General features: G+C 53.6%; 19 protein-coding genes and 1 pseudogene. 15 read left to right on the top strand and 5 right to left on the bottom strand.

The genetic code is table 11. The features are described from left to right. Nucleotide 1 precedes the first annotated feature (1 nt). Nucleotides 2–2,752, bottom strand: coding sequence for an antiviral RADAR system adenosine deaminase RdrB (gene rdrB / locus RTM06_RS03400; RefSeq protein WP_312179946.1), 2,751 nt, complete (start codon nucleotides 2,750–2,752; stop codon nucleotides 2–4). Continuing rightward, nucleotides 2,752–5,412, bottom strand: a complete 2,661-nt coding sequence (gene rdrA / locus RTM06_RS03395; protein ID WP_312179944.1) for an antiviral RADAR system adenosine triphosphatase RdrA — start codon at nucleotides 5,410–5,412, stop codon at nucleotides 2,752–2,754. Before rdrA ends, rdrB begins: the two co-directional genes overlap by 1 nt. A gap of 534 nt (nucleotides 5,413–5,946) precedes the next feature. Here rdrA and RTM06_RS03390 point away from each other — a divergent pair. From RTM06_RS03390 to RTM06_RS03365, 6 genes are all read left to right on the top strand, one after another. Next, entirely contained in the window at nucleotides 5,947–6,366 is a 420-nt protein-coding gene (locus RTM06_RS03390) for an antirestriction protein (RefSeq protein WP_312179942.1), read from the top strand. Nucleotides 6,367–6,380: 14 nt separating this feature from the next. Continuing rightward, on the top strand, nucleotides 6,381–6,848 hold the full coding sequence (gene radC, locus RTM06_RS03385) for a RadC family protein (protein ID WP_312179940.1): 468 nt from the start codon (nucleotides 6,381–6,383) through the stop codon (nucleotides 6,846–6,848). Between the two features lie 10 nt (nucleotides 6,849–6,858). After that, the gene (locus RTM06_RS03380; RefSeq protein WP_312179938.1) at nucleotides 6,859–7,185 is read left to right on the top strand and encodes a type IV toxin-antitoxin system YeeU family antitoxin; all 327 of its coding nucleotides are present in this window, start codon (nucleotides 6,859–6,861) and stop codon (nucleotides 7,183–7,185) included. Between the two features lie 31 nt (nucleotides 7,186–7,216). Continuing rightward, nucleotides 7,217–7,615 (top strand): TA system toxin CbtA family protein, encoded by a 399-nt coding sequence (locus tag RTM06_RS03375; protein WP_312179936.1) that lies wholly within the window; start codon nucleotides 7,217–7,219, stop codon nucleotides 7,613–7,615. Beyond that, complete coding sequence (locus tag RTM06_RS03370; protein ID WP_312179934.1) at nucleotides 7,593–7,802, top strand: DUF5983 family protein; 210 nt, start codon at nucleotides 7,593–7,595, stop codon at nucleotides 7,800–7,802. Before RTM06_RS03375 ends, RTM06_RS03370 begins: the two co-directional genes overlap by 23 nt. Before the next feature lie 237 nt (nucleotides 7,803–8,039). Further along, nucleotides 8,040–8,894, top strand: a complete 855-nt coding sequence (locus RTM06_RS03365) for a PA4780 family RIO1-like protein kinase (RefSeq protein WP_256697170.1) — start codon at nucleotides 8,040–8,042, stop codon at nucleotides 8,892–8,894. Here the strand turns inward: RTM06_RS03365 and RTM06_RS03360 are convergent. Next, nucleotides 8,861–9,777 (bottom strand): annotated as a pseudogene (locus RTM06_RS03360) (LysR family transcriptional regulator). The gene RTM06_RS03365 and the pseudogene RTM06_RS03360 sit on opposite strands and share 34 nt — an antisense overlap. 106 nt (nucleotides 9,778–9,883) lie before the next feature. On the opposite strand from RTM06_RS03360, the gene RTM06_RS03355 reads away from it, so the two are divergent. The 3 genes from RTM06_RS03355 (at nucleotide 9,884) to RTM06_RS03345 (ending at nucleotide 12,525) form a co-directional block, all read left to right on the top strand. Beyond that, nucleotides 9,884–11,203: a serine hydrolase gene (locus tag RTM06_RS03355; protein ID WP_312179932.1), complete on the top strand. Its 1,320-nt coding sequence runs from the start codon at nucleotides 9,884–9,886 to the stop codon at nucleotides 11,201–11,203. 182 nt (nucleotides 11,204–11,385) lie between these two features. Then, nucleotides 11,386–11,742 carry a hypothetical protein gene (locus RTM06_RS03350; RefSeq protein ID WP_008101580.1) on the top strand — a complete coding sequence of 119 codons (357 nt, stop codon included), beginning with the start codon at nucleotides 11,386–11,388 and terminating at the stop codon, nucleotides 11,740–11,742. Nucleotides 11,743–11,865: 123 nt separating this feature from the next. Next, a complete protein-coding gene (locus tag RTM06_RS03345; protein WP_312179931.1) occupies nucleotides 11,866–12,525 on the top strand; it encodes an epoxyqueuosine reductase QueH in 660 nt (219 codons plus the stop codon). 133 nt (nucleotides 12,526–12,658) lie between these two features. On the opposite strand, the gene mgtA is transcribed toward RTM06_RS03345, so the two are convergent. Beyond that, a complete protein-coding gene (gene mgtA / locus RTM06_RS03340) occupies nucleotides 12,659–15,382 on the bottom strand; it encodes a magnesium-translocating P-type ATPase (protein ID WP_312179929.1) in 2,724 nt (907 codons plus the stop codon). A gap of 737 nt (nucleotides 15,383–16,119) precedes the next feature. Here mgtA and RTM06_RS03335 point away from each other — a divergent pair. The 6 genes from RTM06_RS03335 to speG are packed head-to-tail and all read left to right on the top strand — an operon-like array spanning nucleotide 16,120 to nucleotide 21,644. Next, the gene (locus tag RTM06_RS03335) at nucleotides 16,120–17,688 is read left to right on the top strand and encodes an ABC transporter substrate-binding protein (protein WP_176971466.1); all 1,569 of its coding nucleotides are present in this window, start codon (nucleotides 16,120–16,122) and stop codon (nucleotides 17,686–17,688) included. Continuing rightward, complete coding sequence (locus tag RTM06_RS03330) at nucleotides 17,688–18,740, top strand: ABC transporter permease (protein ID WP_154181619.1); 1,053 nt, start codon at nucleotides 17,688–17,690, stop codon at nucleotides 18,738–18,740. The genes RTM06_RS03335 and RTM06_RS03330 overlap by 1 nt, the downstream gene beginning before the upstream one ends. Further along, nucleotides 18,737–19,594: an ABC transporter permease gene (locus tag RTM06_RS03325; protein ID WP_256697175.1), complete on the top strand. Its 858-nt coding sequence runs from the start codon at nucleotides 18,737–18,739 to the stop codon at nucleotides 19,592–19,594. Before RTM06_RS03330 ends, RTM06_RS03325 begins: the two co-directional genes overlap by 4 nt. Next, the gene (locus RTM06_RS03320; protein WP_312179923.1) at nucleotides 19,584–20,417 is read left to right on the top strand and encodes an ABC transporter ATP-binding protein; all 834 of its coding nucleotides are present in this window, start codon (nucleotides 19,584–19,586) and stop codon (nucleotides 20,415–20,417) included. Before RTM06_RS03325 ends, RTM06_RS03320 begins: the two co-directional genes overlap by 11 nt. After that, nucleotides 20,410–21,102, top strand: a complete 693-nt coding sequence (locus RTM06_RS03315; protein WP_061718040.1) for an ABC transporter ATP-binding protein — start codon at nucleotides 20,410–20,412, stop codon at nucleotides 21,100–21,102. Before RTM06_RS03320 ends, RTM06_RS03315 begins: the two co-directional genes overlap by 8 nt. Continuing rightward, nucleotides 21,099–21,644 carry a spermidine N1-acetyltransferase gene (speG, locus tag RTM06_RS03310; RefSeq protein ID WP_008101618.1) on the top strand — a complete coding sequence of 182 codons (546 nt, stop codon included), beginning with the start codon at nucleotides 21,099–21,101 and terminating at the stop codon, nucleotides 21,642–21,644. Before RTM06_RS03315 ends, speG begins: the two co-directional genes overlap by 4 nt. 403 nt (nucleotides 21,645–22,047) lie before the next feature. On the opposite strand, the gene RTM06_RS03305 is transcribed toward speG, so the two are convergent. After that, nucleotides 22,048–22,467 carry a hypothetical protein gene (locus tag RTM06_RS03305; RefSeq protein ID WP_312179921.1) on the bottom strand — a complete coding sequence of 140 codons (420 nt, stop codon included), beginning with the start codon at nucleotides 22,465–22,467 and terminating at the stop codon, nucleotides 22,048–22,050. Between the last annotated feature and the right edge of the window lie 3 nt (nucleotides 22,468–22,470).

The following is a 22,470-nucleotide window of genomic DNA, read 5'->3' as shown; positions in this document are numbered from 1 at the left end:
CTTAAAGTGGGGAAAAAACAGGCATGTGATTCCGGTGGAATTGCTCGATGCCATATTGTCTGATCTGCTCCAACCAGCGCTCAGCTACCGTTCGACTGATACCTGATTCGATGGCGGCTTCACGGAGTAATAAAAATTCGGTACGTAATGTAGTAGGCATCACGCCAGGATCGTCAGTATTGATTAACACCCTCATCGGACCGCGACGTAAGCCAAAACGGTTATAGACTTCACCCGCCGCCAGCAATGTCTCATCAGGCGGGCTCCAGCGAAAAATAGGATGTTCGCGGTGCTTTTCGAGCCGGGCGATATAGATGTTTGACGTGGGATTTGTCTCAATGATCAAGCCTATTCGATCGTATCGATCCAGTAGATAATCCTGCACTGCATGCATAAATTCCACCTCTGCCGGGGTATCGATATCCTCCAGCATTCCGCTATCTCCCATGGTGCTTTTTCCGCCCTGAGCAATGTGGTCGTTTTGCGCTTGCCACTCATCGCCGATACGCACAATGACCAACGGCTGAGCGCTTGCGGCGGACAGGTGCTGGTGCCGATTAGCATACAGCACTGCCGCAGGATCAGGGCTCTTCAGGAATGTGAAGTCGGGTAAGGCGCTGAATTCAAGTGTGCTGAGAGGAGTACCGCCATGCAACTGCATCAATTGAAAATGACAGTTTTTGCGTAGTAGCCAGGCGCGAAAAAGGATTTCGGGATTGACGCTTTCATGCTTGAGCGGAGCAGAGTGACGGCTGCCAGCAAGGTCAGGAACGGTTTGCCAGCCAGATTCAGGTAAGAAGCGGGCTATCCGACGCGCTAACCGGGACTGCACCTGTTGCGCCAGTGGTAAACGTCCACTTAGCGTAACGGCGTAATGCCACAGCCAGACGAGATTATCCAGGTGTTCGTCTGCTGGTAGAATCATTTCGCCCTGACGCGCCATCCACCACTGAGGTTCAATGCCCAGCGCCAAAGCATGCCCCAAACGATCGCCGTCGCGCATTTCACAAAAACGGACCGTCTCATCAATATGCCGCATGCCAGATAGAGGGTGGGAATAGTCCTCCCCGGCGTGGATGCTCAAATGGAAACCAGCCGAAGCGTACTCACCCTCAGGGCGTGAAATTAACCCCCGCCGCAGCCAGCGTAGCACTGGGGCAAACCATTCGATGCGCAGATCGTTTTCATCCCCCGCCACGTCCAGCCCTCGAAACCAGCGCGCGGGCTGAAAGTGAAAATGCGGATTACGATATCCCATCATGAATTCGGGCCGGTTCCAGGAGGCTGTGTTATCTGCTTTTTTCATCAATTCGATGGCTGATTTCCACAGTTCTTTCATATTGGCGACTGGAACTCTACCGCGTTGTTGGGGCATTGCCGAGCGAGAAAAATGGCCGCAAAACTGCCAGCGCTCAAGCTGCTGCATATAGTTATGCACTTTCGCATCCGGGACGATTTCATGCTCGCCAAAGATATAAGGCGCGTCCGGAAGTGTGAAACCCGTCTCCTGCGCCAGCGTGGTGGCAAAATCTGCGGCAAAGTCGGCACAGAAAGCGCCCGGATGTGACTTAATTTCCACCACATCGCCAGCCACTGATAATAATTGTCTTATATTGTCTTTGCGTAATGCCTTGCTCCCCCTGCCCAAAGGGCCGTTAAAATAGTGTTTAGAGAACCTGGTCAACCCCTGACCATCCATAATCAGCCGTCGACGAAACTCATTCAGCGATTGATACCAACAGAGAATGGCGACCCGAACCTGTGGCGTAGCCTGAGGAGAGCTGTAACAACGGCAAAGATAGAGCTGCAGCCACAACCAGCGCCCGCGTAAGTTGCAATTCATCGCCACGGCAAACTGACTGAGCAGCCAACCAGGGGAACCCACTTCATTTACGGCATGGATTTTTGCCGTCGTTTCCCAGTCGGGAAGTCTGGCTTTTTGTAGCGGCATTGAGAGCTGTGGAACGAGATTTACCCACCCTTCTTGCCACGGATGTAATCGTGCGTCGCAATTCTCCCGCTCCGGTTGCTGGTAAATGCAGGCGGCCGGATCATCACTTTTTCCATCCAGCAGCAGCCACAATAATGCTCTTAAGCGTTCAAGTATATTATTGAGTTGCGAAGTCTGCTGCATATGCCAGGGGGTTGAACGCTTGTTCTCAGGCAGCTCTGAAGCCGGGTTTGCCAAGAGGTATTCATCAAGAATTGCACTGTCAGCAGTCACGCCTCCGATATGCACATGCCCTTCCGCAAAGGGTTGTACCGGGTTACCCGGCGGTGCAAAAAAAGTGTCCTGAACAGCCACAATACGCTGTATATCCTGCGCCGTGGGATTACTGCTTCTTTCCAGCCACTGACTCAGATTCCAAGCCACCAGCAGCGTCGGGTCTAACTCTGCCGTCAGCCGGGCATAGGCCTGAACTTCCGTTTCGCGATAGCAGATAAGATCGCCGTTGCGCACCATCAATTGATCAAAAAGCTTGGTTAGCCAGGGTAGTCTGCTCGTATAAAAAAGGTCGCCATCGCAGAGGTGATTCATCAGTTGGCTTATATCATTCAGGCGGTAACGGCGCGGATGGCGACTGTCCACACTTTCAATCAACTGCTGATAGCAGGTTTCCTGTAACGCCTTTACACGCTGAGTCTCATCCCCGCTTGCGGTTTGCTGCAAAAAAATCCACAGCTGTGAGGCTAGCAATTCGCTGCCGTAGAAACATCCGGCAGCATGTTCTGAAAGTGACCTTAGTAGCACTATCTTTCCCCCTTCATCTGGTCGATGATATCGCGAAGGCGGCTGGTCACATGATAATCAGAGTATAAAGTGAACATCTCATTCAGTAAGTTCGCTCGTTCATCATTATTAAAATTTTCCAATGAAGCTGCAATTCTCTTATCCGTTAAACGCGTATCCTTCTCCAACCCCAATTTTTCGCGCAGCCAGAGACGAGGATCGCTAACTTCAGTGTCCGTAGTTTGTTTTTTGGGGGCGGGAGCAAATACCGCCAGCGCTTCCTCTATCCAAAGTTTAAGAGGATGATCGGCCAAGTAATAGCTGGCCGTCCGCGTACTCGCAGCGTATTTACTTTTTGCTGGCGCAACCTGTTCTGCTCTGACAACGAAAGGCCCAACATTGACATTGAAATGGTCATTACTAACAAAGTTATAGGGAGAAATTAAATTTACCGTAGCCACCACTTCCGGCAGACCAAACAAGCGCCCCTTTTCGAAACTGCCAAAAGCTGACCACGTTGAATAAAAAACTTTGCCGATACTTTCGATCGCTTTACCAATATCTTTGGAACCGCTGGGAAAAAGTACCGTGTTTGCCGCCTGACTAAAGACCTTGTTGAAGACCTTATAGACCAGCCATGGTGAAAAGCGCACATTGTTGAGAGAGTGACGCTCGCGCCAGTTCGAAATGTTAAGCACTAGCTCCGCAAGGTAGTTCTCCTGGATATCCGCAACATCCCCCTGCTGTTGGTGGAAATCGCTCGTCTCAGTTTCGTCATTGAATTTGTTCTTAGTATCATCTTCTGTGACCGTGACATTTTTCGTCGGTGCCAGCGCTCTGGCTGAGAAGAAGGGCGCGTTCTGAATGATTCTTTGTAAATCAATCAGGCGCACATCGCCGCACAGGCTGGCAACGATGATTTCAAAAATACGCCCGATATTCATCATCAGTGACTGTTTGGCGTTGGTATAGAAGTTGAACTGCATAGACAAAGACACCAGAAAGATGATTTTGTCGCCCACGTCCTGCTCTTTCACCTCATCGGGCACCTGCTGCCAATATTTCCAGTTAATTGCGGTATTCACCCCTACTTCCGCCACTGGATAAGGCAGGATCGTGTGATGAGATTGCAGACTGTCAAGCCAGCTACTCGGTAAGCGGTCCTGCAGGCGATTGATCCATTCAGAAAAATCGTATTTTTTGTCAAAATGGTTAAGATCGCCGGTATCGTGAATTAGCGGTTTGAACAGCGGCGTGTCGAGCACAGAGCGGCCTACCATATCTGAACGGTTATCTTTCAGTGACTGCCAGTAGCTGCTTGCGAGCAGCACCAGATATACTGCTCCGGCCTTGACTTCATACCGGAAATAATTGAGCAGCGCCTGTTCCCATTTGTCTATTTCCTCCCTGCCCAGAATGCATTCTTCAGTGGTTATGGGCTGGTGTTGCTCATCATAAAATCGCTGATATGCACGTGGATAGTCACGTTTGGATGACATGCTCTGCTGGCGATATTCCTGATAAAAAGTATCGAATGCTTTTGGATTTACCCCTGGCATCTGCCAAAGCCGCTTAACCTGTAATTCATCAGACGCGTTGCGAATTGCAGAGGGTAAATCTGGAATCAATGAGCCACAGTGGTTAATCAGCTGAGTCAGCGCGCGAATCGAGGGTATTGGCAAGGAAAGCTGGCTGTCTTCGAGGCCATTCACCGGACCGGAAATAAATATCTGTAACCAGACATAGAAACTATTGAGAGAGATTAATTTCTCTCCTTTAAGTTCCAGATTGATCCCTCTATCCGATTTTTCCGTCAGGTATTCGCTCACTTCCGGCATCACCAAACGACGCGGCAGCGGCAACAGTTTACGCTGATATTCTATGGCCAGATCTACAGCTCTGTCGTAAGCCTCGCGCGGACGATAATGGGAATCTTTGGTCAGACGCCCGTGAAAATCACGCCAGGTGACTTCACGATATAGATCGCGATCTCCGCTGACAATCGGCAAGACATACGGGGTTGTCAGATAACGGCGGATAATTTCAAGGTTTTCAAAAGCACGATTTAGAGAGGTATCGACATCATCAATCGGCAATACCAGAAGCTTTTTATCCAATAGGTCTAGAGTGGTTTTGAAAAAGTGCTGCACACAGTCGGCGAGATGCTGATTGCCGAACATAGCGCGTAGCTTATCCATGCCGTAATCTGAGCTCTGAGTTTCGACAGAAGCTAATGCATGTGCGAGTGATTCAAGGCTTTTATTTAATGCCTGGCTTTTGGCTGGCGACTGGCTTTGCGCCAATTTGATTGCCTTATCAGACAGGAGTGCGGCGACAATGATATGGAGAAAAAGAGATTCGTTCTCCTCCAGTAGAGTGGGATCAACTGGTTTAAGAATGTGTATATCATTCAACAAATCTTTATGATCCTGCTGAAGGTACTCTTTCAGGTTAACCAGCACTGACGTTTTTCCTGTACCCCTCTCACCATCGACAGATACCGCATTATGGCTGCGTACATCGTCAAGCTCGGGCGAAACAGCAGATTGGGGGATATTGCTTAACGCCTGGCGAATAAACTGAGCAATTTTCTTATAAACATCAAGAGGTAAAAGCGAACGAGAGTCTTTCAAAACAGCCGATTCAGAAGCATCTAGAGGAATAAAGCGAAGCGTAGACATGGAGTCCCTTTGTCATCTTAGCTGGTGGATAGCACGAAAATATATACAGCACCAAAAAGAAACTAAAGAGAAAGATTAATATAACTCATTAAAAAAACCGGAAACCATAAAACCCAATATAAAAAAGTAATTAAAATCATTTTGATAGCTTTTTTTTCTGATGTAATACAGAAACAAGTCTAACCTTTTTTTAAAGCCGTGAACTATACCCGCGTCGGGGAGACGAGCCGTTAAGTCTTCTGATGTCATCCGATGCACCTGAAACAGCTGCGAACCTCTGGTATATCGTTAAACAAGCCGCTTCTCCATCCCTCATCAGCATTGTTTTCAACGATGACAATTCGAATCTGTCCCGCGCTGACAATATCAACGTTGATGACGAAGCTGGCGTAATCCGACTAACCGTTACCTGGGCCAACGGCAAAAGCAATGAATTTGCACTGCCCGACAGAAGACTCACCCCCCTGACATCACACCCGCAGACGCCCCGTTCGAAAGAGCGGGGCGTTTTGCTTTATGCCAAAAGGAGTCACCATGAATCAAACTACATCATCAGTTACTGCCTCACCCGTACCGGATAGGCGGCGTCTTAACTTCTGGCCTAAGCACTTCGCCAAAATCCCTCAGTGGATGCTGTTGGAACCTCGCGCTTTCGCCTGGATGGATCGCCTGTGTGAAGCCTACAACGGTGGATACTGGAATTATTACACGCTCAGCAACGGTGGAGTCTTCATCGCACCTGACAGCGAGGACAACTGGGCCATGTTCAACAAGCTGAATGGCAACAGCGCGGAGATGAGCAGCGAAGCGGCAGGCATAAGTGTCTGTCTGCTGAACTGGAGCCATCATGCCAGCAGAACCAGCAGCGCCGCCATGAGTGAACACTACTATCGTCTGCGTGAATTTGCGCTGAACCATCCTGAAAGCAGCGCCATCATGCACATCATCGACTGATGCCGGAGGACATTATGGAAACGACTGCATTACCTCTTCCACTTTCATCACACCGCACCATAAAACGCGCCCTGACGCTTATCGAAAATCACCTGCGCGAACCCGGCGTGGCGTTCACCTCCGCATCACTTACCCGCGACTGGCTGCAGCTGAACCTTGCAGGGCTGGAGCGGAAAGTGTTTATGGTGGTGTTTCTGGATAATCAGAACCGATTGCTGGCACACGAAACCCTGTTTCACGGCTCCATCACCAGCACGGAAATTCATCCCCGCGAGGTGGTTAAAGCCGCACTGCGGCATAACGCCGCTGCGGCTATCTTTGCCCACAACCATCCATCCGGATATGCCGAGCCCAGTGATGCCGACCGACGCATCACCGAACGGCTGAAAAAAGCGCTGGCGCTGGTTGAAGTGCGAGTACTGGACCATCTGATTGTCGGCAGCAAAGAGATTGTCTCGTTTGCCGAACGCGGCTGGTCCTGAAGGAGGATATATGCATTCTGAACAATGGGGGCTTACGTGTAATAAAACGCCGTGCTTCGGTGCCAGGCTGGTGCAGGAAGGCCACCGGTTGCACTTTCTAGCTGACCGGGCAGGATTTACCGGCGACTTCAGCGACGATGAAGCACTGCGCCTTGACCAGGCTTTTCCACTGATAATGAAACAGCTGGAACAAATGCTTTCAGCCGGTGAGCTGAATCCTCGCCATCAGCAACGCGTTACCCTGAATCACATTGGGCTGACCTGCGAAGCTGACACGCTTGGCTCACACGGTTATGTCTACATCACGATTTATACATTTTCGACTGTAACCGGCTGACCGGCCACCTCCCAAAAACAGGACACACCCAATGCAAACTTTACCGTTACCCGAGCCACGGGCGGCTGAGCCATGCCCGTCGCCCGTGCAGGTCTGGCAGTTATTGCTCACACATCTGTTGGATAAACACTATGGCCTCACGCTCAACGACACACCGTTTGGCGACGACAGCGTGATTCAGGCGCACATAAACTCCGGTATCTCCCTGTGTGATGCTGTCAATTTCATTGTGGAAAGGTATGAACTGGTGCGCACTGACCTTGGCCGTTTCAGCCTCACCGAACGCTCTTCACTGATTGGTGCCATCGACATACTACGTGCCCGTCGTGCAACCGGACTAATAGTAAGCAGCGGCTACAGCACCATAACCCGCATCACAACGGGCCGGTATCGGGAGGACGAATACAGTGAAAATCGGTCTGAACCTTAACGCTGACAGCATCAATGTGCTGGCGCTGAACATGGGGAAAGTCGCGGTCGATGTTGACGGTATCGAGCTCGCTGAGCTGATAGCTGCCGTTAATGCTCAAGGGCTTACGCTGCGTATCGCGGAAGAACCCGGCGAGGTGATTGTCGAAACCAGCTCTCGCCTTCTCCTAAGTAGCCTTGTAAGATAAGGCCAAGCGGACCGATAAAATGAAAATTAGTTTTAGGCACCTTCTTAGGCACCAAAGAATAATTGAATTGAAGAATTAGCATTTTAATTCAGTTGGTTAGCGGACTAATTCAGACTCCGCCAGCCCACCAAAATTCTCCATCGGTGATTACCAGAGTCATCCGATGAAGTCCTAAGAGCCCGTATGGCGCAAGCCTTACGGGCTTTTTTGTATCTGGACTCTTTCAAGGCGACTCGCATGAAAATCCCAAACCGACTCCAGCCTCTCGTCGATGATGGCCTGGTAGATGAAGTACTACAGAGACTAAGAAGCGGCAAAGAAGCTGACGTTTATACCGTGTTAACGGGCGGCAAAATCCAATGTGCCAAAGTGTACAAGGACGCCACGCAACGAAGTTTTAAGCAGGCCGTGCATTATCAGGAAGGACGTAAAGTCCGTAACAGCCGCAATTCACGTGCGATGCAAAAAGGGTCGAAATTCGGGCGTAAGCAGCAAGAAGAGACCTGGCAAAGTGCCGAAGTGGATGCGTTATTCCGCCTGGCGAATGCCGGCGTGCGCGTCCCGCAGCCCTACATTTGCATCGATGGCGTATTGTTGATGGAGCTGGTCACAGACGCAGAAGGCCTGGTTGCGCCACGCCTTAGCGATGTGTTCCTCTCCAAAGAGAATGCCATGAAGGATTTCGATACCATGATCCGCAATATCGTGCGCATGCTGTGCGCCGGCATTGTTCATGGCGATCTGTCGGAATTCAACGTGCTGCAGGACGCCAACGGACCGGTCATTATCGACTTGCCACAAGCTGTCGATGCCGCCGCAAACAATCACGCAGAATCGATGTTTGAGCGCGATGTGAATAACATCACCGCCTATTACGGGCAATACGCTCCGCAGATTTTGCAAACGCGCTATGCGAAAGAGATCTGGCAGTTATATGAAGACGGAAAGCTAACGCCAGAAACGCCGCTTACCGGTCTCTTCGTAGAAGAGTTGCATGAAGTGGATATGAATTCGCTGATGGATGAGATCATCGCCGCCGAGGATGAGTTCTACGATCGTCAGCGCGCGGCTAAAGAACGCGACGAGGAATAAATGCGGCTCCACAGCTCGGGCAGGCTGGCAATAAACGCCTCGGCTATCGCATGTTTATTGCCCCCGGGATTCCATAACGTTACCAGCGTAACATTTAATCCCTGATTGCCGACTTCGGTGGGCAATAGCTGCACATTGCGCCACTGCTGAGCCTGAAAATGCATCGGCAGGAATCCCCAACCCGCACCACTTTCCAGCAAATGCTGCAGGATGGCGCGATCGTTAACGAACAGGCACTTGCCAGAAATTTGCAGGCGTCGGCTAATCTGTTCATCGTGGTGGGGATGCATTACCAACTGCGGAATTAGTGACAGATCGAGCAGCGTCACCGGCCGCTGCTGTTCGCGAAACAGCGTGTGGGCGGCGAAAAAATTAAGTTCGATGGTGCCCAGCGCCTGCCATTCCATCTCATTTCCCAACGTACGATGCTGCGCCTGGCAGATAGCAAATGCGCCGTCCCATTTTTTAGCGCCGCTTCAGCCTCATCACGCGTACAACTCCATGCGTTAAAACGGATGTTCTTCTCAGCCATATATTCAATCACAGCGTGAAGAAAAGCGTGCGGAACGAAAGGATCGTAAACCAGCACCAGTTCCTGCTCGACGGCAACAGGCAATGCACGCGCGTAGGATTCAAATGCCTGCGCCTGACGCAGAAAAAGATGCGCCTGACGATGCAGCTGTTGGCCTTTTTCCGTCAGCAGTAACCTGCGCCCTTCCCGTAAGAACAGCGTGTAACCCAACGCATCTTCAAGATAATCCAGCAGGTCACGCACCGTGGTGCGATCCTTCCCCAGCAACAGGGCAGCTTTTGAAACGCTGCCGGTTTCAGCAATCGTGGCAAAGGCTTCAATTTGCGAAAAGGAGTAGCGCAACGCGGTCATAGCAGATCCCATAATTGAGAGGGATTTTCCCCCATTCAGTGATTTTATCAGGGGATTAACCATTCATATACTGCTGCGTATTCACTCCTCAAGCGCAGAGAACAAAATGCAAAAACGTCTTTTACAACCGATCCTGATGGCCGCATCACTGAGCGCGATCGCCCTCTCCTTCGCCTCGCCCTCCTTCGCAGCGGAAACACAGAATTGCGGTGGCGTAATGCTGCAATCTTGTCCGCAGCCTTTTGATAAGAAGCTGCCGGATCCGCATCAGATGCTGAGCTGGAGCCAGGCCGATCGCGTGGTGGGATTCCGCAATGATTATCGCAACTATACGGGCGATGTATTTCATCATGGCGATTCAACGGCTTTGAAAGCCGCCAGTAAGTCGCTGACCGATGCCTCTTACACCTTCAACGGCAAACGCTATTCGTTGTCCGACTACCTGAAAAGGGAAAATGTCAGCGGCATGCTGGTGCTGAAGAACGGGAAAATTGCCTATAAGTATCTCGGCGCAGGCAATACCGACCAGACACTATGGACGTCTCGTTCAGTGGGTAAATCGGTGGTTTCCACGCTGGTAGGTATCGCCATCAAGCAAGGTAAAATCCATTCGCTTGACGATCGGGTGACGGACTACGAGCCGGATCTCAAAGGCACCGCCTGGGATGGCGTCACGCTGAAGCAATTGATCCAGCACACTTCCGGTGTCGCCTGGAATGAGGATTACACCAATCCCAACTCTGACTTTGCGCATCTGACGCAGTGCGAAGCGCGCCCTGGCACCTACGATTGCGTGCGCAATATCATCAGGCAACTGCATCGCGCACATCCGGCGGGAGAATCCTGGTCGTACTCATCCGGCGGTGCGTGGTTGCTTGGCGATGTACTGGAGAAAGCCACCGGCATGTCAATCGCCTCCTGGCTGGAGCAATCCATTTGGAAGCCTTACGGCATGGCCAGCGATGGCGTATGGCATGCCTATGTTAAAGGCCAGCACGACGTGGGCGCACATGGCTTTAACGCCACGCTGGAAGATTGGGGCCGCTTCGGCTTGTTCATCATGAATGAGGGTCGTTTGCCAAATGGTCAGCAGATGTTGCCCGATAACTGGCTGGATGATGCATCCAACTGGACGCAGGCGCGCAACTCGCTATCCGCCGCTCATCCTGAAGGCACTTATGGCTATCAATGGTGGAACAACGCGGTTGCCGCCAATGCGCAACATGTCGCTCCCACCGCCGATAAATCGTTGAAAAATTCACTGTGGGCGCTGGGTATTTATGGTCAGGTGATTATGGTGAACCGTGCTGAAAACCTGGTGATCGTGCAATGGTCAACCTGGCCTGAAGCTGAACCAAAGATGAATTCTCAGCCACTTGAAGCCGCGCTTATGTTCAGCGCAATTGCGCAGCAGCTGGCAGATTAACACTGCGGGGCCACCGTTAAGATGGCTCCCTTCACTCTCTGTAACAACCTAAAATGCTATCTGGTGTCGATTTAACCAACGAAATTAGACCTTTTTCATTCCTGGTTTATTCTTAAATCTTTCCATCCCGGCCTATGCCAGGATGAATACCTGAGACGACATATTTCATGAAAGAGGGAATTATGAAAAAGACCATTATTGCACTGTCAGCCATTCTGATGGCTTCTTCGGCTTTTGCCGCGACCACACATGCAACTGATGAGACTGTCGCTAACGCGCAGGCCGGTGCTAACACCGCTAAAGAAAAACTGCATCAGGCGCAGAACGAAGGTAAAGAGCAGCAGCTCAAAGCTAAGCATGCCGCTGAAGGTAAAAGCGACAGCATGACCAGCAAAGCCAGCGAAGGGACGCAGAAGGCCTGGAACAAAACCAAAGAAGGTTCTGAGAAAGGTTGGGATGCTACCAAAGAAGGCACGCAGAAAGGCTGGAATAAAACCAAAGAAGGTGCCAGCGATCTGAAAAAGAAAGTGACTGAATAACTTTCTTTGCTGAACCAAGAGGCCGCGTTTGCGGCCTTTTTTAATGCCAGTATTTCCTCAACTTTGCATCTTCCGCGCTATCCCCTTAGACTTTACGCAACACTCCATTAACCAATAAAGCTTATGTCTGACTCCTTTACCCGCCAGCCGCTGCCTTTACCCAACGGTCACAACAAAGTGCTGCTGCACTCCTGCTGTGCGCCCTGTTCGGGCGAAGTGATGGAAGCGATGCTGGCTTCCGGCATCGATTACACCATCTTCTTCTACAACCCAAATATTCACCCGCTGAAAGAGTACGAGCTGCGTAAAGAGGAGAATATCCGCTTTGCCGAGCAGTTTGGTGTGCCCTTTGTTGATGCCGATTACGATAAAGACAATTGGTTTGAGCGGGCGCGCGGCATGGAGTGGGAACCGGAACGTGGCTTGCGCTGCACCATGTGTTTCGACATGCGCTTTGAACGCACCGCGCTGTATGCACATGAAAACGGCTTCCCGGTGATCACCAGTTCACTCGGTATTTCGCGCTGGAAGAATATGCAGCAGATCAACGACTGCGGCGTGCGTGCGGCGGCGCACTATCCGGATATGCTTTATTGGGAATTTAACTGGCGTAAAGGTGGCGGCTCGTCACGCATGATTGAGATCAGCAAGCGCGAACGCTTCTATCAGCAAGAGTATTGCGGCTGCATCTATTCGCTGCGCGACAGCAATCGCCATCGCGTAGCCAGCGGCCGCGAGCGCATTGAAATCGGCGTGCAGTATTACCAGCCAGACGAAGAGTAAAGAAAAGGGCAGGAAATCCTGCCCTTTTTCGTTAACGAAACACCAGCGTTAACACCACGATGACGATCATCATCATTATCAGGTGAAACACCACCTTATTGAGATTGCGGTTACGCATTTCGCCTCCATGTGTTTAAAACCACTGACCAAAGCGCTTGATGTAGAGCATTTTCATGCCCTGCGCGACCACGCAATAACCCAGCAGCGTTGCCACCAGCCATGGGAAGTAAGACCATGGCAGCGGCACCAATCCCACCATCGCGCCCAGCGGTGAGAACGGCAGCAGAATACCGGCGATCATCACACACGCAGTGGTCAGCAGCACCGGCAGCGCCGCACGGCTCTGGATAAACGGAATCTTTTGCGTGCGCAGCATGTGCACCACCAGCGTCTGCGACAGCAGGCCTTCAATAAACCAGCCGGACTGGAACAGCGACTGCATTTCTGGCGTATTCGCCGCGAACACGTACCACATCAGCGCGAAGGTGGTGATATCGAAAATCGATGACGTTGGCCCAATCCACAGCATAAAGCGTTTGATATTACGCGCGTCCCATTTACGCGGTTTGCGCAGGAACTCGCGGTCCATTTTGTCCCACGGCAGCGCCAGCTGGGACAGATCGTACATCAGGTTCTGAATCAGCAGATGAATCGCCAGCATCGGCAGGAACGGAATAAAGGCGCTCGCCACCAATACCGAGAACACGTTGCCGAAGTTGGAGCTGGCGGTCATGTTCAGGTACTTGATGATATTGCCGAAGGTTTCGCGTCCCTTCATGACGCCCTCTTCCAGCACCATCAAATCTTTTTCCAGCAGGATGATATCGGAGGACTCTTTGGCGATATCCGCCGCGCTATCCACGGAAATCCCAACATCGGCATCGCGCAGCGCCGGGGCATCATTAATCCCGTCGCCGAGGAAGCCCACGGTATGCCCTTGCTGTTGCAGCGCGCGCAGAATGCGTGATTTTTGCAGCGGCGTGAGTTTAGCGAATACCGAACTCTGCGCGGCGGCATCGGCCAGTTGCTCGTCGCTCATCAGGGCAATCTGGTCGCCGGTGATGATGGCGCCGCTGTCGATGCCAACCTGCTGGCAAATACGCGCGGTGACCACCGGATTATCGCCGGTCAGCACTTTGACGCTGACGCCATTGTCGCGCAGCGCGCTGATGGCTTTGGCGGCGCTCTCTTTCGGTGGATCGAGGAAAGTCAGCAGCCCTTCAACCGTTAACCCTTGCTCATCCGCCACGCTCAGCGGCTGTTGTAAACCCGGCTCCGCCAGCACGCGACTCGCCACCAGCAGCACGCGGAAACCCTGCTCATTATATTGATGTGCCAGCGCCAGCAGTTCTGCGCGACGCGTTTCGTTCAGCGGCTGCACCAGTTTGCCTTCACGCTCGGCAGTCGCGATGCTCAGCATCTCTTCCACCGCGCCTTTGCAGATCAACATCTGTTGATTGAGACGACGATCGCGCACCACCACCGAAACGCGACGGCGAATAAAATCAAACGGCAGTTCATCCACTTTAATATAGGTGTCGCCCACCGCCTCGCTGACGCGGTTTTTGCCGTACTGCAAAATGGCGCGATCCATCAGATTCAACGTGCCACTTTGATAGTGGCTGTTGAGCCAGCTCAACATCAGCACGCGAGAATTTTCGACGCCAGCACAATCCAGATGATGCTCCAGAATGATGTTGTCCTGCGTCAGCGTGCCGGTTTTATCGGTGCAGAGAATATCCATCGCGCCGAGGTTTTGAATCGCGTTCAGGCGTTTGACGATCACTTTACGCCGCGACATGGCGATGGCGCCTTTCGCCAGGTTAGAGCTGACGATCATCGGCAACATTTCAGGCGTCAAACCTACCGCCACCGCCAGCGCAAACAGCGAAGCATCCAGCCAGTCGCCTTTGGTCAAACCATTAATCAGCAACACCACCGGCACCATCACCAGCATGAAGCGGATTAACAGCCAGCTCACGCTGTTGACACCGCGGTCAAAGGCGGTTTGTGAGCGGTTACCCACAATCGATTTCGCCAGGCTGCCGAAGTAGGTTTCGCTGCCGGTCGCCACCACCACCGCTTTGGCGCTACCGCTGGACACGTTGGTGCCCATCAGGCAAACGCTGCCGAGTTCCAGCAGCGATGTGCCCTGCTCGCTGGCCCCGCTGCTTTTACTGGTGACGTGGCCGGTGACGTCATATTTTTCAACCGGTAACGATTCGCCGGTCAAAATCGCCTGGCTGATAAATAGGTCGCGTGAATCCAGCAGCCGCACATCGGCAGGCACCAAATCCCCCGCCGACAGATAGATGATGTCACCCGGCACCAGCGTGGCGATATCCACTTCATGTTTGAGCGGCGCTTGCTGCGCTGACTCACGACGCAGCACTGTTGCGGTGGTGCGCACCATTGATTTCAGCGCCTGCGCCGCTTTGTTGGTGCGGAACTCCTGCCAGAAGCGCAGCAAACCGCTGAGCGTTACCATCGTCACAATGATGATGACACCGGTCAGATCGGTCTCCTCGCCGTTGCGCAGCGGCAGCCAGAAATCAGTGAAAAAGCTCACCAACGCCAGCGCCATCAGGACATAGATAAACGGATTGTTGAACGCCTGCAGCAACTGCAATAACGCCGGTGGCGCTTTGTCGTGTTCAACCTGATTGCGCCCATACACGTCTAAACGTGCCTCGGCTTCACGTGCACTCAGGCCAAGCGCATCGCTGCGCAGACGCACCAGCGTTTCGTCGGCAGTGAAGCCGGCTTCATCTTCAATCAGGTAACGCGGTGTTTTTTGACGCGGCTGGCGCGTGGTATTCCAGGCTTTTTTTTCCTGGTTGAGTTTCATGTCAGTCATGGTGACATTCCTCTTTATTACGGCAATAAAAATCCCTGCGTGCGTGGCACACAAATTAAATTAACGGCAATGCTTTTTTAAATTAAAAATAACCTGTCGGGAATTTCCATATCACCTCCCGGAAATTAAAGACGAAAAGAGTCGCTCGAAAAATAACGAGTAATAAATAAAGACGAAGGTAAACACCACGCAATCGAACAGCGAAAAGCTGTCTAATGCGCAGCGCAAATCAGCACGCTGAGGTTCAGCGCGCGTATCGAGGCGGAGGGAAAAGTGTGTTAAAAATCATATGCATGATGATCTTCCCACGGGCTTTAGCCCGTTACAGTGTCGTTATAAGGGAACAATCATCAGAAAAGGGAGGATTGCTGCCCGCCGAGGTGGCAAGCAGCGACAAAAAAGTTCGCGCGTCAGCTTGCCTTGTGATGCCAACTAAAAGGGTGACTGTCCAACTGAACTCTCCTGCTTTGAAATTGCGGCCATTATATTCCCGGAAGGAACGAAGTAAAGTTAATTATCGGTTAATCACAGAACATTTATATTTCGTTGCAGTTGAGTTGATATATCCCATTTCGGTCGCCATAAATGGCGCCCCTACGACGGCCATGCAGCCTACCTTCCTTATAACTGAACCACCCGACTTAGATCATTAATGCATATGCATAGCCTGAAATTGACTATTCTTCACTGCTGCGCTCTCGTAAACTCGCGTTACTTTTTTTAGGCAAGGAAACAACATGAAAAAAATTATTCCCTCACTGCTAGCGTTATCGCTGGTAGCCGCCTTCTCTGTTCAGGCAGCGACGCCGAAAGATACGCTGGTTATTGCCCAGTCCACCGACGATGCCGACAGCTTCGATCCCGCGCAGGGCTTTGAGCTCACCACGGTGCAAGCGTTCACTAACATTTATCAGCGCCTGGTTCAGTCCGATCCCACCAATCCAACCGATTTGCAGCCAACGCTGGCGACCTCCTGGCAAGCGGGCAGCGATAATCGCAGCCTGACCTTTGAACTGCGCAAAGGCGCTCAGTTCGCCAGCGGCAATCCGTTGCGTCCGGAAGATGTGATCTTCTCGCTGGGCCGCGTGGTGAAACTCAACCTCGATCCCTCCTTTATTCTTACCCAACTTGGCTGGAATAAAGACAACGTCGATACCTTCCTGAAGAAAGTTGATGACAACCACGTACAGATCAGCTGGAGCGCCAACGTCAGCCCGGCGTATGTGCTCAGCCTGCTCTCCGCGCCGGTCTCTTCGATTGTTGATGAGAAAACCGCGCAGGCCAACGCGAAAAACGGTGACTTCGGCCACGCATGGCTTGGCACTCACTCTGCCGGTAGCGGCCCGTATCAGATTCGCAAAGTGGTGCTGCATGAAGCGATTCTGTTGAGCGCCAACCCAACGTCTCCGGCGGGCGCACCGAAGCTGAAAAACATCCTGATCAAAAACGTGCCGGAACCGGCGGCGCGTCGTCTGCTGCTGGAACAGGGCGATGTAGATATCGCGCGTAACCTCGGCGCGGATCAGATTGCCTCGCTGAAAGGCAAAGCGGGCGTGAAGACTGAAGCGATCCCGATGGCGTCGCTCTACTACATCCAGTTCAACATTGGTGAAAATCCGGTGCTAAAGAACCCGGCGCTGTGGGAAGCGGCTCGTTACCTGTTCGACTATAAAGGTATCGCTAACGACCTGCTGAAAGGCCAGTTCGACGTGCATCAGACTTTCCTGCCGAAAGGTTTCCTCGGCGCAATCAACGACACGCCATACACCTACGATCCTGAGAAAGCCAAAGCGATTCTGAAGAAAGCCGGTCTGACTAACGTCAGCTTCAAGCTCTCCACCAGCAATCAGCCGCCTTACCTCGACATCGCGCAGGCGCTGCAGGGCAGCTTTGCCAAAGGTGGCGTGAAGGTTGAAGTGCAGCCTGGCCTGAGCTCTGAAGTCTCTACCCGCGTGAAGGCGCACAAATACGAAGCCACCCTGAACGCCTGGGGCGCAGACTATTTCGATCCAAACACCAACGCCGCGTCCTTCGCTTACAACCCGGAAGATGGCAGCAAAACCGTGGCTTACCGTTCTGACTGGCATATCCCAGAGCTGAACAAGCAAACGCTGGCCGCCACCGCCGAGAGCGATAACAACAAGCGCGTCGAACTTTATCAGGCGATGCAGCGTGAAGTGCTGAAGAACTCGCCGTATGTGATTGGCTTGCAGGCGAAAAACCTGATTGCGCTGCGCGACAATCTGCAAGGCTATGTGCAGGGCATCAACCCGGACATGGTCTATTACTCGCAGGTTTCTAAGTAATGGCAGTGTCAGCTTCACAGGCCGGGTTCGCCCGGCCACTCTGGCAACGCGTTAGCCACCTCGTTACCAGCCTGCTTTCGCTGCTGGTAACGTTGGTCGGTTTGTTAGCGTTCACTTTTATGCTGTCGCACCTGTCGCCTGTCGATCCGGTGCAACAGATCGCCGGCGATCACGCCAGTGAAGCCACTTACGCGCAGGTGCGCCACGATCTCGGCCTCGATCAGCCGGTGCTGGTGCAGTTCTGGCGCTATATCAGCCATCTGGCGCGCGGCGATCTCGGCTTATCGCACCTGACCAATCAACCGGTCAGCGCCGACCTGATGCGTACCTTCCCCGCCACCATTGAGCTGGCCACCTGCGCGATGATTTTTGCCGCAGTGTTTGGCATTGCCCTGGCGCTGCTGGCGGCGTGGAAACCGGGCAGCATTATCGATAACGTGGCGCGTTTTGTGTCGCTGCTTGGCTACTCGGTGCCGGTGTTCTGGCTCGGCCTGCTGGGTTTGCTGCTGTTTTACGCCGTGCTGCACTGGTCTGCCGGACCGGGCCAGCTCGATGATATCTGGATCTACACGCTGGAGCCGAAAACCGGTTTTGTGCTGATTGATAGCTGGATGTCTGGCGATCCCGAGATGTTCCGCAATGCGATTGCCCATTTGTGGCTACCGGTGGTGATTCTCGGCCTGCTGGCGATGGCGGGCATTACGCGCCTGCTGCGCGCGGCGCTGCTGGAAGAGAGCAGCAAAGAGTACGTGGTGCTGGCGCGCGCCAAAGGTGCCAGCCGTGGCCGCATTTTGCTGCGGCATATTTTCCCCAACGTGCTGGGCACGCTGATTACCGTTATCGCCCTCTCCTACGCCACGCTGCTGGAAGGTTCGGTCTTGACCGAAACGGTTTTTGCCTGGCCTGGCGTCGGTCGCTACATGACCAACGCGCTGTTTTCCTCTGATGTACCGGCGATTCTTGGCTCGACCTTGCTGATTGGCAGCTGCTTTATTCTGCTCAACGCGCTGGCCGATGCCCTGACCTGGTTAACCGATCCGAGAACCCGATGACTCAACAACTCTCTGAACTGGAAACGCTGCGTCCGCGCCGCCGCCGCGCGCGCGTGACCTCGCTCACCATCGGCCTGACGCTGGTGCTGATTGTGGTGGCGATGGCATTGTTCGCGCCTTTGCTGGCGCCTTTCGATCCCAATGCGCAGATCATCTCCCAGCGTTTGCAGGCGCCGTCGGCGCTGCACTGGTTCGGCACCGATGGCTTTGGCCGCGATCTGCTGTCACGCGTGATTTACGGCGCGCGCCCAACGCTGCTGCTGGTGTCACTGATTCTGGTGCTGACCATTCCGGTTGGCCTGCTGGTCGGCATTACCGCCGGTTACCTGGGCGGCTGGACCGAGCGCGTGTTGATGCGCATTACCGATATCTTCCTGTCGCTGCCGAATCTGGTGATTGCGCTGGCGCTGGTCGCCATGCTCGGCCCCGGTTTGATGAATGGCGCTCTGGCGTTGGCGCTTACTAGCTGGCCGCCGTTTGCCCGTCAGGCGCGTGCTGAAACGCTGGCGCTGCGCCGCAGTGATTACCTCGCCGCCGCGCGCATGCAGGGCATCACCGGCTTGCGCCTGATGTTTGGTCATATTCTGCCGCTGTGTATGCCAACGGCGGTGGTGCGTGCCGCGCTGAGCCTCGGCGGAATCATTCTTTCAGCGGCGGGCCTCGGCTTCCTTGGCATGGGCGTGCAACCGCCTACCGCTGAATGGGGTTCGATGGTGGCGGAAGGCAGTAAAGTGATCTTCGACCAATGGTGGGTAGCCGCCGCACCCGGCGGCGCGATTCTCTTCGCCAGCCTGGCGTTTAACCTGACAGGCGATGGCCTGCGTGACCGACTGGATACTCGTCATGCCAAATGATTTGTTAATTGATGTACAAGGTCTGACGATTCGCAGCGATGATGCGCTGCTGGTCGATAACATCGGCTTTCAAATTGGCCGCGAGCGCGTGGCGCTGGTGGGGGAATCCGGTTCCGGTAAATCACTCACCGCGCGCACGCTGATGGGCTTGCTGTCACCTTCGCTGCACTTGCAGGCCGATCGTTTGCAGATTGTCGGTACCGATGCGCTGAGCCTGCGCGAGCGTGACTGGATTCAACTGCGCGGCAGCAAAGTGGCGATGGTGATGCAGGATCCGAAATATGCGCTCAATCCCACGCGCACTATCGGCTGGCAGGTAGAAGAGCCGCTGGTGCTGCACCACAAATTGAGCCGCGCCGAGCGTAAAGAGAAAGTGTGCGAAATGCTGGATGCGGTGGGTCTGCCCGATCCGCGTCAGTTGATGAAACGTTATCCGCATCAACTCTCTGGCGGCATGGGCCAACGCGTGATGCTGGCGATCGCCCTGATCACCGATCCTGAACTGCTGATCGCCGATGAACCCACGTCGGCACTCGATCACGCGATGCGCGATCAGGTACTGGCGCTGATTCGTCGTCTGGTGGAGCAGCGCAACATGGGTTTGCTGCTGATCAGCCACGATCTGCAACAGGTTTCCGAGCACTGCGAACGTGTGATGGTGATGTATCAGGGCCGCGTGCTGGATACCTTGCCGGCGTCCGAACTCTCCAACGCCAGCCATCCTTACACCAGCACCTTGTGGGCCTGTCGTCCGAGTAAAGCCACGCACGGCGAGCGCTTGCCGGTGCTGGATCGTGCAGCACTGGAGAAGAATGATGATTGAGTTATCGAACCTCAGCGTTTCGCACAAGCAAGGTTACGAGCTGCGTACCGTGGTGCACGATGTGTCGCTGCAGGTCGCGGCCGGTGAGTGTTTTGGTCTGGTTGGCCCGTCCGGCTGCGGCAAGTCGTCGCTGCTGTGGGTGCTGGCGGGATTGAATCCGCACTGGAGCGGCAGCATGTCGCTGGCGGGCACCGCCGTGCAGCCCGGCAAAGCGTTTACCGGCCAGCTGCGCCGCGATGTGCAGATGGTGTTTCAGGATCCCTACGCTTCGCTGCATCCGCGTCATCGCCTGCGTCGCACGCTGGCGGAACCGCTGAAAATGCTTAAGCGTGATAACATCGACGACCGCATTAATGCCGGGTTCCGCCATGTCGGGCTGGATCCGGCGCTGGCGGATCGCTATCCGCATCAGCTTTCGGGCGGTCAGCGTCAGCGCGTGGCGATTGTGCGCGCCCTGCTGCTGGAACCAAAGATCCTGCTGCTGGATGAGCCGACCTCGGCGCTGGACATGTCGGTGCAGGCCGAGATCCTCAACCTGCTCAACGATCTAAAACAAAAAGATGGTTTAACCATGGTGCTGGTCAGCCACGATCCGGATGTGATCGATCACATGTGCGATCGCGCGGCGCGCATGGCGCAGGGCCGCATCGTGGAACAACATTCAACAACAAGGAATACCGTATGACGGTTAAGTTACGTCCGCTGGAGCGGGAAGATTTACGCTTTGTGCATCAACTCGATAACAACGCCAGCGTGATGCGTTACTGGTTTGAGGAGCCGTACGAAGCCTTCGTCGAGCTTTCTGACCTGTATGACAAACACATCCACGATCAAACCGAGCGTCGCTTTGTGGTGGAGCATGATGGACACAAAGCCGGTTTGGTGGAGTTGGTCGAGATTAATCACGTGCATCGCCGCGCTGAGTTTCAGATCATTATCGATCCTTCACATCAGGGCAAAGGCTTAGCCACGAAAGCGGCAAAGTTAGCGATGGATTACGGCTTTTCGGTGCTGAATCTCTACAAACTCTATCTGATTGTCGATGAAGAGAATAAGAAGGCGGTGCATATCTACACCAAGTTGGGTTTTGAGGTGGAAGGCGTACTAAAGCACGAATTTTTCATCAACGGCGAATACCGCAACACCATCCGCATGTGCATTTTCCAGCAGCAGCATCTGGCGCAGCATAAAAGCGCCAATGCGATGGTGAAGCCCACCGCGCAGTAATCATTGTCTATGCATTCATGCGCACCAGGTCGCCATGAATGGCGACCCTACGGGGTTTGTAGCAATGGTGAGTCAGAAAAACGCATTGTCGCTGCAGCGACGGTGTTGAGGCGACATCCCAAACCGCTGAGCGAATGAGGGATTCCAGGGCGAGCCGCATGGATGCGGCGAGAGGTGGCGCTGAGCAGGAGCGAATCGCCACCGGTCCGTCAGGAATCGTGAATGAGTGAAGGTACCGCGAAGCGGCGGATTGGGCTGGCGCAAGGCCCGGGAGTGCAGAGGGCGCGGCCAGGCGCTCTCTGCTCGGTCGCCGCACCAGGGTACTGCAACTGCCTCAGTACATGGCGAACGAAAGTCGCTCTGCGCTTAACTGAGCGGCATTACGCCATAAATGGCTGCGTGATTAACCGCGTGCGCCAACGACGTTCAACTTCGGCTGCGGATGTTCAGGTTTGAGATCGTACATGCCGCCATAAAAGGGATCGACCAGCAACCAGCCGGGGAAGCCCAATAGCGGAATATTGCCCAGCAAATACCACAGATTGGCACTGGCCTCGATCGGCAAGGTTAGCGGCACGTAGCCCGGACTCTCCAGCATCACCTGATAGTGCTTCTTACCAAAGTAATTCCCGGTCGATTTCGCCAGCTCAACGGTTTGCGGCGTATAGCCCTGCGCCACCGCGCGGCCGGTCTCATCCTGCACGGTGAAACGCGCGCCTTGCGGCAGGGAGTCGATTTTCACCGGTTGCGTTTCAGTGCCGACAATGGTGGCGCAGCCGCTCAGCAGCAGCGCACAGGCAGGAAAAAGAGGTCGCAGGTTCATAGC

The sequence above is a fragment of the Pantoea sp. CTOTU46764 genome (genome assembly GCF_031974595.1).
Lineage (GTDB): Bacteria > Pseudomonadota > Gammaproteobacteria > Enterobacterales > Enterobacteriaceae > Pantoea > Pantoea trifolii.
Note: the sequence above shows the minus strand (reverse complement) of the source record. Positions and strands in the feature narration are given on the sequence as shown.